This window comes from Aeoliella straminimaris, from assembly GCF_024054565.1.
Lineage (GTDB): Bacteria > Planctomycetota > Planctomycetia > Pirellulales > Lacipirellulaceae > Aeoliella > Aeoliella straminimaris.
Genome location: NZ_JAMXLR010000064.1, coordinates 15932 through 29401, shown reverse-complemented (window position 1 = coordinate 29401; position 13470 = coordinate 15932). Strand labels below are relative to the sequence as shown.

The following is a 13470-nucleotide window of genomic DNA, read 5'->3' as shown; positions in this document are numbered from 1 at the left end:
GCGAAGAGCCAGTAGATCCTGAAGCTTTGGAGGCGGCGCTGCGTTGGCGGCCGGGTGAGCGGACGGAGCGTCTTCGGCCGACAGGCTGGATTCGAATACTCCTGATACTCGTATCAGCTTTCGGTATGCTGACAGTCGCAGCGGGCTACTTGATTGCCGAAGACAGCCCTCTCTGGTTGGCCGTGCCCCTAATAGTATTGTCGTCGCTCGGTTTGACCATAGTGGGGTGGGAGCTGGTGCGAGAAATCGCTGCCGGGCGGTGCCCCCGTTGCAGCAACGGTGTCGCCAATCTGGATAATGTGTTTTCTCTTCGCCGCCCGCGCTGGTGTGATACTTGCGATCTGCTTCTGCGGTCGGAAGAATTTGAGACATTCGCTGGTGAGTGGTGCATCGACGATGAGAAGATGCTGACCGAGTCTGACCCGGCAGTGAAATGCTTAAGCATGTGGATGCTGCTCTCGATGTGCGGTCGTGTGGATGAACTCAGTTTTATCCCCGAAGAGGGCGACTATCACTGCCAAATTCGTGTGGGTGGCAAGTTTTATGAGATGGATCCGCTGGCGTCGCTGGTTCACGGTCGTTTGACAGGCCTTTCGCGTGCGATCTGGAAGTGCGATTCTGCAAACGAGATAAATGCCACAGAGAAGATCGTCGTGCGGTGTGGTGATCGCTCGGCAACGGCTGTGGCAGAGTTCACGCCGGGGCTGTTCGGCGATCGCGTCGTCTTTCGCTTCAGCGATCATCGTCCGCTGAACTAATGTATCTTGTCCCGCAGTTTCTCCGCCTGTTTGCGTATCTCTTGCAGCTCTTCTTTGCCTTTCCGCTCCAGATTCTTTAGCTGCATGTTCATCCGGTTGTTGCCGCTGAGTTGCTGCTGGTGGCGCGCGAGGAAGTCCCAGTACAGCGTCGTGAAGGGGCACGCCTCGTCGCCGGTGGCCTTCGACGGCTTGAAGCGGCAGCCCTGGCAGTAGTTGCTCATGCGGTTGATGTAGGCGCCGCTGGCGCAGTACGGTTTGCTGGCCATGATGCCGCCGTCGCCATATTGTGACATGCCCAGCGTGTTGGGCAGTTCGACCCACTCCACCGCGTCGACGTACACCGCCAGGTACCACACGTGCACCTGGCGGGGATCGACACCCAGCAGCATGGCGAACAGCCCGGTAACCATCAGCCGCTGGATGTGATGAGCGTATCCGTGACGCAGCGTCTGCCCGATCACTTGGTGCAGGCAGTGCATGTCGGTGTCGCCGGTCCAGTAGAACTCGGGCAGTGGGGCATGAGCCGCCAGGGCGTTGCGCTCCAGGTACTGGGGCATGAAGTGCCAATAGATGCCGCGAACATACTCCCGCCAGCCCAGGATCTGCCGGATGAACCCTTCGACACTCGCCAGCGGTGCGTGGCCCGTGCGATAGGCCTCCTCTGCGGCCGCGACAACTTTCCGCGGATCGAGCAGCTTCAAATTCAGCGACGAAGCGAGCAGCGAGTGATAGAGAAATGGCTCGTCGGTCCACAAGGCATCCTGATACTGACCAAACGTTGGCAGGCGGTGCTCGATGAAGTGGTCGAGCGCACGCTCGGCCTGACCGGGAGTGGTGGGCCAATTGAAATGCTCGAGTTCCCCCGGGTGCGAGGCGAAGCGATCCTCCACCAGTTGCAGGACGTCTTGTGTGGGACCGTGCGAACGAAAGCTCGGCACCTCAGGCAGCTTGCCCGGCCCTTTTTTGCCGAAGCTCTCGCGATTCTCGCCGTCGTAGTTCCAGTCTCCGCCAATTGGCTCGCCGTCGTCCTCCAGCAATATCTGATGCTTCTTGCGAAGCTCGCGGTAGAAGAACTCCAGCCGCAGCTGTTTCCGCCCCTTGGCGTGTTCGGCGAACTCGGCGGGAGTCGAAAAGAAGTGGCGGTCTTCCAGCACCTCCAGAGGCAACTCGACAGCGTCGGCCACCTGCTCAATCTGTTGCTGCACACGATACTCGCCCGGTTGCACCATCGCGATGCTCTCGGGGCGATGCCGGTCGATGGCGTCCTTGAGTTCCTCGCCTAGGGACGACTTGGTGCCCTCGTCCAGTTGGCGGTAGTCCACATCGTAGCCATCGGTGCGGCGAGCATCGCGGTAGTGGCGCATGGCCGCGAGAAACAGGGCGATCCGTGCCTTGTGCGTCCAGACGTGGGTCGACTCGTCCTCGACTTCCGCCATCCAGATCACATCTTGCGCTTTATCGAAGTCGTCGAATACCGCCGAATCGGCGTTCAATTGATCGCCGAGCACGACGACCAATCGCCGTGTGTCCGTACGCTTCGCCATTCAATCACTCACACTTTCAGGTGGGGCCCACTTTCGAGAGTACCCTAGGGCGCAGTGTATTGTTTGGCCACTCAGGCTGTAGCTTCGCGGGGTTGGGTGAGCAGCGAGACCACGATCACGACCGCGAAGCCCAGCGGAATGGTCACGATGCCGGGCTGGCTGAAGGGAACCCAGGCGTCGGAGGCTGGCAGGCCGTAAATCTTTTCGAAACTGTCGCTGGAGAGCAAAATCCAGGCGAGCGAACTGACCATACCCACCACCACGGCACACGAAATGCCCATCGCCGTAACCCTTCGCCAGAATAGCATCATCACCAGGGCGGGCAAATTTGCCGAGGCGGCCACGCTGAAGGCCCAGCCGACCAGGTAGCTGACGTTCATTTCCTTGAACACAATGCCCAGCACGATGGCGATCACGCCGACAACCACCGAGGCGAATTTTGCAATCCGAACTCGTTCCTGGTCCGTCATGGTCTGGGTGGCGAGCGCTTCGACCAGGTCGTGCGCCACGGCGCCGGCGGATGCCAGAATCAAGCCGCTCACGGTGCCGAGTACCGTGGTGAACGCGATGGCCGAGATGATGGCGAACAACGGCTCGTTAATGCTTCGCGCGAGCAGCGGTGCAGCCATGTTGGAGTTGAACGAGAAGATGTCGCCGCTGGTCATGGCACCGAGTCCCATGTACAGCGTAAGCACGTAGAAGAAGCCGATGCAGGCGATGCCGACGATAGTGCTCTTGCGGGCCGCAGCACCGTCTTTCACGGTGTAGTAGCGAATCAGAATATGGGGCAGCGACGCGGTGCCGCAGAACAGGGCAAGCATCAACGAAAGGAAGTTCACCTTGTCGATGAGTTTGTCGCTCCGCAGGCCCGTGAATTTTTCGCCGGGCAGAAGCACCTCGGCGCCCGATCGCCGGTTGGGAGTGTAGGTGGTGGTAGTAGTTCCGTCGTCGCTGGTCGATTGCTCTTGCTGCCATAAAACGATTTCGCTTTCTTGCAGCGTGCTGAAGAACTCCAAGGGGCCGAGCGGTCCCGTGCTGCTTTCGCCACTGGGCAGGCTGACGATCTCGCCGATGGGGCGCATGGCTTCGGTGGCCGCTTGCTCGGTGGATGGCTGATCGTTCACCGTGAAGCTGTCGTTGGTTTGGACGATGGTCTGTTGCTCGGCGGGGCGGTCGCTCACTGCGAATCCACGGCCCAGGATCAACACCGTGAGCACGGTGCTGAACACCACCAACAACGAGCCCTTGAGGAACTGCACCCAGGTGGTCGACACCATGCCGGCGGTCACGACGATCAGAATCACCACGGCACCCACGACGCACACCCCCAGCCAGTGTGGCCATCCTAGTAGTGGAGTGACCAGGGCGCCAGCGCCGACCATCTGAGGAATGAGGTAGAACACGCTGACCGCCAGCGTGCTGACACCGGCGGCGAGCTTGATGCTGCGAGAGTTGAAGCGGTGGTTCAGGGCATCGGCGAAGGTGAACTTGCCGAGCCGTTTCATGGGTTCGGCGATGACGAACAGTGCCACGATCCAGCCAGCCAGGTAGCCGATGGAGTAGAGGAAGCCATCGTAACCGAAAAAGGCGATCATGCCGCAGATGCCCAGGAACGAGGCGGCCGACAAGTAGTCGCCGGCGAAGGCCACGCCGTTGACGAACCACGGAATCTGGCCGTGGGCCGCGAAGTAGCCCTGCGACGACTTCGCCTTGCGGCCCATATAGAAACTGATGCCGAGCGTGACCGCGACGAACAGGGCGAACACGCCGACGGCCATAGGAGATGCTTCGTAGGTCACTGCTGGCTCTCCTCTTTCGAGGTGCTGGCGTTGCAGAGGGCGCCATACAACAGGGCCAGAACCACGGCCGAGATAATGAGCCCAAAGCCATACCAGATGGCCAGGTTGATCCCCAGGGCGGGAATCCACCGCATGGAGGATGGCGCGAAGGCATTTAGCAGCATGAAGCCGCCGTACAGCGCAATGTACGCAGCAAATAGCACCAGCCCAATACGGGCATTTCGATCGATCATGGACGCCTGAGGAAGAGGAAGGGACGCTTTGCAGCGGATAAGGGCCAATACGGACAGGGCGTAGTCTAACCCATAGCGCGCGTCCGCGGCAACTTGGATCGATAAATTGGCAGGCTTGGCTTTAGGCCATCTGCTCGCTGGCCTGCTGAGCGTGAGCCGCCAGGTCGGCTTCTTCCAGGGCGCCGAGGAACGGCAGATTGCGGTACATGTCCTCGTAGTCCAGGCCGTAGCCAACGACGAACTCGTCGGGAATGTCGAACGCGACGAAGTCGGGCGCCGCGTCGACTTCCTGCCGGCCATGCTTCCGCAGCAAAACGGCCGAACGCAGCGAGGTGGGCTCGTACTCTCGCATCTTTTCCATCACCTTCACCAGCGTATGGCCGGTGTCGAAGATGTCGTCCACCAGCAGCACGTCGCGGCCGCGGATGTCGAGCATCAGTTCGTCGTTGACGGAGAGCTCGCCCCGAGTGGTGGTGGCCCCGCGGTAACTGCTGGCGGCGATTACACCCACTCGCATCGGCAGATCCAACAGCCGAATCAGGTCGGCCACCAGCACTAGGCTGCCGGTCAGTACGCCGACGATGGTGAGTTGCCGGTCTTCGTAGCAGTCGCCAATCTTCTTCGCCATGGCCGATACGCCGTCGTGAAGTTGCTGACTGGTGTAGAGAGTCTTCATGCTGGGGGGCTCGCCTTGGGAAAGAATGGAAGAAGGTGAATTATAGACAATCAGCGGGTGGTTGTCAGCGACTTAGCCTGGGCGAGGGATTTCGCCAGCTGGCTGCGGATGACCGGAACTCGACCAGCGGGACTAACTCGCTGCGGAAACGTACAGCATTCCAGCAACGCAAGCGGTCATGAACGCGGCCAGCGAGCCGCCAATCATCGCACGCAGCCCCAACTTGGCGAGATCGGCCCGCCGTTCGGGCGCGAGACCGCCGATGCCACCTAGCTGTATGCCGATCGAGGCAAAATTGGCGAAACCACAGAGTGCGTACGTGGCAATGGTGATGGAGCGGTCACTCAGTTCAACTCCACTATCTGGCTTCATCCAATCGCCGAGCGTTTCGTACGCGACGAACTCAGTGCCAAACCATTTGATGCCTAGAAGCTGCCCTACGTGCAAACAGTCTTTGGGCTCGACGCCCATCACCCAGGCGATGGGATAGAACAGGTAGCCGAAGATCAGTTCCAGCGACCAGGTGGGTGGTTCCGGGCCCGCAACCAGACCCATCTGCAAACACATGGATGCCAGCCACGCCAGCAACGCATTGGCCACCGCGATCAGCGCGAAGAATACGATCAGCATGGCGCCGACGTTCAGTGCCAGTTTGAGTCCGCTAACGGTACCGTCAGCCACGGCTTCCAAAGCATTGACGTGGGTCTCTCTAACTTCGATCCGTACCTCGCCGAGGGTCTCGGGCGTGTCGACCTCGGGCTGCATGACTTTGGCAATCAGTAGGGCCGCCGGGGCTGAGATCACCGAGGCACTCAGCAGGTGTTCGGCGCTAATGCCCATGCCCACGTACGCGGCCAGGACCCCGCCGGCAATAGTGGCGAATCCCCCCACCATCACGGCGTTGAGTTCCGACATGGTCATCGTGGGGAGATAAGGACGGATGACCAGTGGCGCCTCGGTTTGTCCCACAAAAACGTTAGCGGCGGCCGAAAGGGTCTCGGCGCCCGAGGTGCCGAGCGTGTACTGCATGAGTTTGGCGAACAGTTTCACGACGATCTGAATGATGCCAATATAGTAGAGCAGCGACATCAACGCGGAAAAGAAGATGATCGTCGGCAGGACCTTGAAAGCCAGGAAGTGCTCCTGAAATCCTTCGCCGAAAAGCTGGCTGCTACCGGCGTCGGAACAGTCGAGCAGCGCCCGGAATACATCGGCAAATCGAGCAAAAACCCACTCGCCCGACTTGGTTTTGAGCACAAACCAGGCAAACGCGAATTGAAGCAGCAAGCCACCAAAGACAACCCGCCATTGAACTTTGGTCTTGTGAGAACTCATCAACCAAGCCAAACCAATCATCACAAAGAGACCGGCAAAGCTAATCACACGTTCCATGGCGTAGGTCAGTCAGAGGGTGTAAGCGGTGGAATTGCCTGTATCAGTTTGTGGCAATCCTTCGCCAACCATCGTCGGGTTGCCTGGATGCCTAGTGTAACGTGTTGAAGATGCGGTCGCCTGCATCGCCCAGGCCGGGCACGATGTATTTGACGTCGTTCAGCTCGGGGTCGATTTTGCAAACGTAGATCTGCGTATCGGGGTACTCAGTCTCGACGTGCTTGATGCCTTCTTCCGAGGCGATGATCGAAAGCAGCTTAACCTGTCCGACGCCCCATTTCTTGAGTGTCTCGAGCGCCGCGAGCATCGAACCGCCGGTGGCCAGCATAGGATCGACCACCAGTGCCACGTCGACCGGGTGGTCGGGCGGCAGTTTGCTGTAGTACTCCACCGGCTGGGCGGTGTCCTCGTCGCGATACAGGCCCAGATGCCAGACTTCGGCTGTGGGGATGAGATCGAGCACCGGATCGACCATGCCAAGCCCGGCGCGAAGGATGGGAATCAACCCGATTCGCTGAGCCAACTTGCCACCCGTGGTCTTGGTGAGCGGGGTGGTGACCGGTACCATTTCGATCGACAGATCTTGCGTAGCTTCGTACGCGAGCAGCGTAGCGAGGCGGCGGACATGGGCGCGAAACGACAGCGGCGATGTGGTCGCATCCCGCAGCGCTGTGAGGTGGCACTCGATCAGCGGGTGCTGGACCTCAAACACGCCAGAGGCAATCTGTTGGCTGTGGGGCGACATTTCGGCCGTTTGGTTCGTGGTGGTGGACATCGAATAACGACTCCCGGGAGGTCGAGAAGCGCAACTGACGCGGCGACGAACTTCCGCCACTCGGGGGGCCATTCTAGCTGCCCCGCGAGCAGATGTTAAGAATCTCATGTTGGAAAAGGACCTCTTTTCAACCGCCGCGGACAACCGAGCCGACGGAATGCCGCTACAATGGCCCCAGTCCTTAGACTTTTACGTTTAGTTCCGCCCAGCCGTGCCATGAATCAACCAAGCATTCGCCTTGCGATGGCTCTATTGCTCTTCAGTGGAGCAGCCAGCCTGTCGTTGGCCGCCCAGCCCAAAAAGCCTAAGGACACCATTCGGGTGGCAACCTACAACGTGTCGTTCTACCGGGACAAAGAAGGGCAGTTGCTCGAGGACTTAAAGGCGGGTGATGCACGGGCGCGAAAGATTGCCGAAGTGCTGCGGCGCGTGCAGCCTGACATTCTCCTGCTGAACGAGATTGACTATTCGGACGCCAAGGGCCAGGACGCTCCCCATCGACGCTTCTACTGCAAGTACGCCGCAACTGACGACGAAACCTTGCCTTACCTCCGCACTCACTTCATGCGTACATGGCCGGTCAATACCGGCGTGCCGAGCGGGATGGACCTGGACCGCGACGGCCAGAGCGATGGCCTCGCCGATGCATTTGGCTACGGTCGCTATCCAGGACAGTACGGCATGGCGGTTTACTCGCGGTTTCCAATCAAGTCCGACGAGGCACGCACTTTCCAGAAGTTTCTCTGGAAAGACATGCCGGGCGCCAAGCTTCCTGTCGATCCGGAGACGGGCAAACCGTACTACAGCGACGAGGTGATGAACATCTTCCGGCTCTCCTCGAAGAGCCACTGGGACGTGCCGGTCGAAGTTACACTCGGCGGCGAGAAGCGTACGATCCACTTCCTCTGCTCGCACCCCACGCCGCCGGTGTTCGACGGGCCCGAGGATCGCAACGGCCGTCGCAACCATGATGAGATTCGGCTGTGGGCCGACTACGTCTCCCCCGATCGCAGTGACTACCTGGTGGACGACGGCGGCAAGCGAGGTGGTCTCGCCGACGGTGCGTCGTTCGTGATTCTGGGTGACCTGAATGCCGACCCAACCGACGGCGACTCGGCCGGCGAGAACATCCGGCAGTTGCTCGAGCACCCGCGGGTGAACGCTGCGTTCACTCCGGCCAGCGAAGGCGGTGTCGCGTCGAGTCAACGCAACTCCGAGCTCAATGCCAACCAACAAGGCGACCCGCAGTTCGACACGGCCGACTTCAGCGGCGATGGCCACGGCAACCTACGGGTCGACTATGTGCTGCCGTCGCGAGATCTGCAAGTGGTCGACTCGGGCGTGTTTTGGCCAAAGCAGGGCGAGCCGGGCGCTGAGGCGATCAAGGCCACCGATCACCGGCTCGTGTGGGTCGACCTAACGCTGCCGACGAGCGAGGGCGAAGCCCGCGAGACCGAGGCCGAGTAGCACCAGCGCGGAAGGCTCGGGCACGGAGACAAACGGCGCGGTGTAGATTCGGTCGGCGATGCCCATGCCAGTAGCCTGGCCCTGGATGTCGTCGAAGTTCCAATGGATACCGAGGTACACGCGACTACGCCCATTTTCGATGCGTGCATCGGACAACGTGTCGAAGCTTCGCGTCATACCAGGCAGCTCTTCGCTCGTCACATCGAACGAGATCTCGTCGGTGCCGTAGAAGTTCGTGATGCTTTGAAACAGCGCTCCGCCGAAGGTGGCATGCCCCGAAATGTAGGTCGGGAAGGGGGGCGTGAAGTTGTCGACGTCGTCGCCGCCGGGTGCGCCGAGCGGTTCCCACGTTTCGTCGCCCACCGTATCGGGGTTGCCGTCCAGGTCGCCATCGCGAATGCCCGTCACGGGACGCCACAAGTCGTAGGCGAATTTGGCATCCCAAGCCACGACGCCCGCATCGGCCATGGCCACGGAGGTCCTGGCGAACAGTTCGGCCTTCTCCTGCATCGAGCTGCCTTGCTGCGAAGCAATGGTGCAGAGAATCTCGTTGTACATCCGCATGGGTGTTCCCATGCCCAGTCGATCGTACGCCCAGAAGTTTCCGATGTCGGTTTGCTCTTGCGTGCGAGTGGCGCTATCGCGGGCTCCGAGATCCTTTACTTCGTTGTAGGCGGCCGCGTACTCATCGGTGTCCAGCGCGGGCATTGGCGGTGGAAGGTGCGCGGTGGTGTTGTTTAAGGCAAAGGGACGTACCGCGCCCCACTCCGGTCCCCAGGCTTCTTGATCAGGATTCAACGGATCTGCCGTCCAATGACCGACGCCACCGACGGGCTCGTATTGGGCCTGCTGGTCGAAGCCATCGTTGGTGCGGCGAGAGACAATCGAAGCGGCGATCGCGCCGCCATACGCCTGCCCGGCGGAGCGGGCGTCCGAGCTGGAGATGGTCGATAGTGCGTCGTTCAGCGCGGCGTCGAGCACCGTGGACTGAGAGGGATAGATGGCGCTGAGCACGCCATGCGCGGCGGACGCTGCCGCGGCAACTTCCGAAGCTCCAGCATTCGCCGCGAAGCCATGCTGGTAGAATGTCTGGTTCTGCTGATTGATGCCATTGATGGCGTCGTACATGGCCAGGTTCATCATCGCCTGCGTCCGGGAGGCCATGCCTGGATTCTGAAAGTCGACATCCTGGGCGTACACATCGCACATCAGGGCGTTCCATTCCAAGACGACATCCGCTCTGCAGGCAACGGCCGCGAAACTCGTCAGCAAAACGGCAGTCCATTGCAGCATCGCCCTGCGAGCCCGGCCACCACGTGGATGTTCGGACGGTAAATAGATGGAGCTGATCATGGTGTCGTCTACAGGAAGTCGGTGCACGGCTTGCCAAGGCGTCCAACTGCGCTAGGAATGGAAGCCGTTCCTGTTCCAGCGAGCCAGCGCAAGTCCAGTGAGTCCCAGGCCGAGAAGCGCCAACGCGCCAGGCTCGGGGACGGTTGTTACATGGAAGAAAGTCATCGGCGAGTTCTTCATGTCGGTGTTCCACGCCACGATATCCATCAGTACCAGGTTGTCGAAGTTTACAACTTCGGATACCTCGTCGCTCCACAGGTACGAGTTGCCCATGTAGAAGTGCGAGTCGCCATCTCGCAGTCGCGTAAACTGATCGACCAACCCGGCCAGGACCAGTGGACCGACGTTGGTGCCATCGACGTGTGTTTCGGCCAGGGCCATCATCCAGGGATCGAGCGCGCTCACACTCGAATACAGCGTTTCCAACTGGGCGATGATCTCGGGCGATGTGTTCAGGTCGTCGAAGTCGAGGGCCGCGGTGAGGTCGACCTGGTCAAATCCAGGAACCCCCGCCATCAGCGATTCGTAGGTCGACAGCATGGTGTTGTAGTCGGCCAACCCGTGATCGCGTCCGCGCTCGATATTCATCGACGCCAAATCGAGTCCCATACCCATCTGCGGAGCAAACAGGAAGTTGCGGACGTCGTCCACCACCTTGGTGTCGATTTCTTGCGAAGTTTGCGTCGCCAGGCCCATCAGCAGCTTGTCTACCAGCTCCGGCGAACTCGCAATGGTGTCGGCCCCGGTAAAGTACGCATCGCGGAGGGCGATCTGGCCTACCACTTCGCCTCCTTCGCCCGCCAGCAGAAGGTTCTCGTTGAGCATGGTGTGGCCCACGCGGAACAACGCGGTGGAAAACTCGTTGGCGATGCTCGCATTCACGTTGGGGTCGTAGGCGTAGTCCGCCGCCTGCGGGGCGTACTCGCCCAGCAGCGAGGGCAGGAACTCGTTGAACGTGATGGCTTGCATCTCGGCGCCGACGATGCTGCGCGTCTTGAGGTAGATCAGGTCGTCGTCGGCCACGGGATCATAGCCGCCGTTGTCGACCAAGGCCTGGGCAATGCGATTGTGCTCCCGCATGAACAACGTATGCATGGCGGTCAGACCCAGTTGCTCGTTGGCCCGGACGTCGCCGGCCACGAACATGGTTGACGGGTTGTTGTTGTGGTCCATGTCCACGTCGGTGATCATGTCGGTGGTCGGCAGCAGGTTGTCGGCGGAAGTCAGCAGCTTGCCACCCACTCCCGAACGCAGGGCATCGGCCGTGTGTTGGTCGGAGCCGTACACGTTCGAACCATCAATGTAAGCGGTAATGGCGTTGGTCTGTTGACGTAGCTCGCCAGGACCCGACGACACCTGCGAGCGATTCATGGGAATCATCGCCATGCTGTGTGGATCATCTTCCGGGCCGAAGATCATATGGGGCTCGGCCGCGTTGGTGGGCGTGAAGGTGATGTCGTGATCCAGAAACTGTCCCCACTGCCAGACGCCACTCGACATGCCATGCGCCGAGTCGATCGGCGAGCTCTGGCTGAACAGCGCGTTGCTGACTTCGCGGGCGTTTGGCACTTCTGGCGACTGGAGGAAGACGTCGCCGATGCCGTCGGGATAGGAGTCGGGCGCCAGCCGCACAAAGGCGGTGCCGGCCTGGCCCCAGTTGCTGTTCAGCACGTTGTTTCCGCTGCCGTCGATGCTGCGGTACGGCTGGGCCGACACTGAGCCAGCAACCAGCAGGCTGGTGGCGAGCACCGTGGCTGCCGATAGACGAATTCCCAGGGGCGAATGATGCGTGTCAATCATGGTGGTGCTTCGAGCCCGGCCCACGCTGCTTCGGTCCGTCCACCATCATACGGCGACAATGCTTCAACGCAATCAGCCGGCACCGACTAGAGCCAATCAGATGAGAGTCGGAGTACCTAACCAATCGTCGAAAGCTCAGCCCAAATCGGGCGAGGACGATTCGAAGTGCGTCAGGCAATTAGCGACTCGGTCGAGAGGGTGAGCAAAAGACTCGTAAACGGTGCCTGTCCCGGCAGAGAATTCCTAGTGGGATCGTTGCGGTAACCCCTACACACTCTCCAGTTTAACTAGCCTCACCTATTCTGCAATGGTAAAGCATATCGGTTGCGGACGTTACGTAACCGACAAGGAACGGCCCGAACTCGGCGTAGCGGGCGCTGGCTTCGTCAAACCGCATCTGGTAGACGATATCTTTCAAATATTCCGGATTTGCGGCCCATAGCGTCACGCCCCACTCCCAATCGTCCAGTCCCAGGCCCACGGTGATCAGCTGGCTAACCTTGCCGGCGAAGGCCATTCCGCTGCGGGCGTGCTCGCTCATCAGGCGGTTTCGCTCGCTCTTGGGCATGGTAAACCAGTTCTCTCCCGTCTTCCGCTTCTTATTCATGGGATAGAAACAAGTAGCTCGGTAGGGGGGAAACTCGGGGGTCAGCCGCTGGCGGTTCATCGCGCCCAGCCGACCCTGGTACGCCTTGACCTTGGCCTGCCAACTGGGGCTATCTTTGGTTTCTCCCTCGGCCACGAGCCGCTGCCCATATTCCTCGGTGCTGGGGACGTACTCGCTGATCTCCGTAATCGACACAAACGAGTATCCCGGCCGCAGCGCCACGCCCAGCGGCGAGGCCATTATCCGCTGGTGCACGGCGTCCATTTTCAGCGGATCGTTGTCCATCAGCATCAGGCCAAAGTCGGCCTTATGCCCGCTCACGATGCTCGTCTGCAGCCGCGTCGGGGCGGCCGGACCTTCGGGATCGAGCGCGGCGACTATTTCGGCCCGTCCCGCCGCGACCTGGTCCGCCGACAGACCCGCCAGCACGCCCCGGTCGAACGAGTAGTACAGATGACTGCAGTGCCAGCCGCCGCCGGCAGGATGGAGCGGATCGACGTTCGGGGCAGCAGCAGGCATAGGGCGGGACATTCTGGAGGACCTTGTATCTTTGCTTTGGCTGTTGGCTAAAACGGCGTCAAAACCCCTGGGGGCGGCTGGGCGGCGAGCTCCGCCAGCCCCGGCAGGTTGGCTGTGACAAACCCAGATCGTAAACCACGCCGGCCGCCGGTTGCAGGGCCACGAGTTTTGGGCCAACGTCCACCATCGGCATTCATGGGCCCAAAACCCCAGGGGTTTTGGGCCCACCAACTTTCAAATACCCCTTGTTTTCTCGACTGAACCAATCAGGGGAGGGGGCAAAACCCGCCACGTTGTTCTCCGCATGCCCGCGAGTTGGCCCAAAACTCTTGAGTTGGCCCAAAACCCCATTTGAAGCATTTCTTGTCTGGTAGCTACGCTCGCCAGAGCGTGGACCCCGCCACCACGACGCGCAGCACCCGTGCTGGAAGGCGTGACCCCCAAGGCGTCCACCGTCTGGCGACGGTAGCTACCAACTGACGCACAGCGCTTGCTAACTCCGCATTTTCCCAGAGTGGGTGTAAGAAAACTACAACCGGCGGGGAAG

General features: G+C 60.5%; 11 protein-coding genes. 2 read left to right on the top strand and 9 right to left on the bottom strand.

The window, feature by feature from the left end; genetic code table 11:
• Window positions 1-149: 149 nt before the first annotated feature.
• Complete coding sequence (locus tag NG895_RS19060; protein ID WP_252854119.1) at window positions 150-758, top strand: hypothetical protein; 609 nt, start codon at window positions 150-152, stop codon at window positions 756-758.
• Here the strand turns inward: NG895_RS19060 and NG895_RS19055 are convergent.
• The 6 genes from NG895_RS19055 to upp form a co-directional block, all read right to left on the bottom strand.
• Window positions 755-2302 carry a cryptochrome/photolyase family protein gene (locus NG895_RS19055; RefSeq protein ID WP_252854118.1) on the bottom strand — a complete coding sequence of 516 codons (1548 nt, stop codon included), beginning with the start codon at window positions 2300-2302 and terminating at the stop codon, window positions 755-757. The genes NG895_RS19060 and NG895_RS19055 overlap by 4 nt on opposite strands.
• A 71-nt stretch (window positions 2303-2373) precedes the next feature.
• A complete protein-coding gene (locus NG895_RS19050) occupies window positions 2374-4101 on the bottom strand; it encodes a sodium/solute symporter (RefSeq protein ID WP_252854117.1) in 1728 nt (575 codons plus the stop codon).
• The gene (locus NG895_RS19045) at window positions 4098-4334 is read right to left on the bottom strand and encodes a DUF485 domain-containing protein (RefSeq protein WP_252854116.1); all 237 of its coding nucleotides are present in this window, start codon (window positions 4332-4334) and stop codon (window positions 4098-4100) included. Before NG895_RS19045 ends, NG895_RS19050 begins: the two co-directional genes overlap by 4 nt.
• A gap of 121 nt (window positions 4335-4455) precedes the next feature.
• Entirely contained in the window at window positions 4456-5010 is a 555-nt protein-coding gene (gene hpt / locus NG895_RS19040) for a hypoxanthine phosphoribosyltransferase (protein ID WP_252854115.1), read from the bottom strand.
• Window positions 5011-5142: 132 nt separating this feature from the next.
• Window positions 5143-6402 (bottom strand): NupC/NupG family nucleoside CNT transporter, encoded by a 1260-nt coding sequence (locus NG895_RS19035; RefSeq protein ID WP_252854114.1) that lies wholly within the window; start codon window positions 6400-6402, stop codon window positions 5143-5145.
• Window positions 6403-6493: 91 nt separating this feature from the next.
• Window positions 6494-7177, bottom strand: a complete 684-nt coding sequence (gene upp, locus NG895_RS19030) for a uracil phosphoribosyltransferase (RefSeq protein WP_252854113.1) — start codon at window positions 7175-7177, stop codon at window positions 6494-6496.
• A gap of 243 nt (window positions 7178-7420) precedes the next feature.
• Here upp and NG895_RS19025 point away from each other — a divergent pair, with 243 nt between their 5' ends.
• On the top strand, window positions 7421-8644 hold the full coding sequence (locus NG895_RS19025) for an endonuclease/exonuclease/phosphatase family protein (protein WP_252854112.1): 1224 nt from the start codon (window positions 7421-7423) through the stop codon (window positions 8642-8644).
• Here NG895_RS19025 and NG895_RS19020 read toward each other — a convergent pair.
• The 3 genes from NG895_RS19020 to hemQ form a co-directional block, all read right to left on the bottom strand.
• Window positions 8594-9997: a vanadium-dependent haloperoxidase gene (locus tag NG895_RS19020; protein ID WP_252854111.1), complete on the bottom strand. Its 1404-nt coding sequence runs from the start codon at window positions 9995-9997 to the stop codon at window positions 8594-8596. The two genes, NG895_RS19025 and NG895_RS19020, sit on opposite strands and share 51 nt — an antisense overlap.
• A 51-nt stretch (window positions 9998-10048) precedes the next feature.
• Entirely contained in the window at window positions 10049-11797 is a 1749-nt protein-coding gene (locus NG895_RS19015) for a peroxidase family protein (protein WP_252854110.1), read from the bottom strand.
• Between the two features lie 283 nt (window positions 11798-12080).
• Window positions 12081-12935, bottom strand: coding sequence for a hydrogen peroxide-dependent heme synthase (hemQ, locus tag NG895_RS19010; protein WP_252854109.1), 855 nt, complete (start codon window positions 12933-12935; stop codon window positions 12081-12083).
• Window positions 12936-13470: the final 535 nt, after the last annotated feature.